Here is a 1148-nt window from a genome sequence, read left to right as displayed (position 1 = left end):
CGGGAGTGTCTTATTTTTCGTGTAAGCCCTGGTGTTGACGCTTCTTGGGATTGTTCGGGTGCTACTGGTTGTCGATGACGCGGTCGCCGTAGAAGCCGGCGAGGGTGTTGATCGCTTCCTTCCAGTTGTAGGTGCGGCCGGTGGGGTTGCGCCGGTTGGGCTGGCGGTCCCGGATGACGAGGTAGAGGACCTTCAGGGCTGCTTCCTCGTTCGGGAAGTGTCCCCGGCGGCGGGTGGCCTGCCGGAAGCGGGAGTTGAGGGACTCGATCATGTTCGTCGTGTAGACGATCTTGCGGATCTCGGGCGGGAACCGCAGGAACATCACGAAGTGTTCCCAGCTGCGGCGCCAGACCCCGATCAGGGCCGGGTAACGGGCTCCCCAGATCTCCTCGAACTCGGCGAACCGCTGCTCGGCGGCGTCGACGGTGGCCGCGGTGTAGACCTGGCGGAGTTCCTTGGCGATCTGCGACCAGTGCTTGGTTGAGGCGTACTTGAGGCTGTTACGGACCATGTGGACCACGCAGAGCTGGATGTCCGCGAGCGGCCAGATGTTCTGAATCGAGTCCGGGAGCCCCTTCAGCCCGTCGCAGCAGGCGATCAGAACGTCCTCGATGCCGCGGTTCTTCAGCTCCGCCAGCCACGCCATCCAGGTCTTGGCGCCCTCGCCGCCGGAGCCTACCCACATGCCCAGCACGTCACGCTCGCCTTCAAGGTTGATCCCGACGGCGATGTAGACGGGCCGGTTGGCCACCGCACCGTCACGGATCTTCAGCACGATCGCGTCGATCATCACGACCGCGTAGACGCGGTCGAGCGGTCGCTGGCGCCAGGCGTCGAGTTCCTCGGTGATCTTGTCGGTCGCGCGGGAGATCAAGTCTCGGGAGACGTCCACGTCGTAGATCTCCGCGAGATGGGCCTGGATCTCGCCCGTGGTCAGACCCTTCGCATAGAGCGACAGGATCGCCTCGTCGAAGCCCTCCACCCGCCGCTGGTGCTTGGGCACGATGGCCGGGCTGAAGGAGCCGGCCCGGTCCCGGGGAACGTCGATCTCCACTGCGCCGACGTCGGTCAGGACCCGCTTGCGTGATGTGCCGTTGCGGGAGTTGCCCGAGCCTGCCCCGGCCTTGTCGCCCTTCTCGTAGCCGAGA

General features: G+C 65.3%; 1 protein-coding gene. It reads right to left on the bottom strand.

The genetic code is table 11. The features are described from left to right. Positions 1–61: 61 nt before the first annotated feature. On the bottom strand, positions 62–1148 hold a 1087-nt coding region (locus tag ABT342_RS38135; protein ID WP_351584229.1), incomplete at its 5' end, for an IS256 family transposase.

The sequence above is a fragment of the Streptomyces sp. NPDC000410 genome, from assembly GCF_040300305.1.
Classification (GTDB): Bacteria; Actinomycetota; Actinomycetes; order Streptomycetales; family Streptomycetaceae; genus Streptomyces.
The sequence above is the reverse complement of the archived record's forward strand: the minus strand, read 5'-3'. Positions and strand labels throughout refer to the sequence as shown.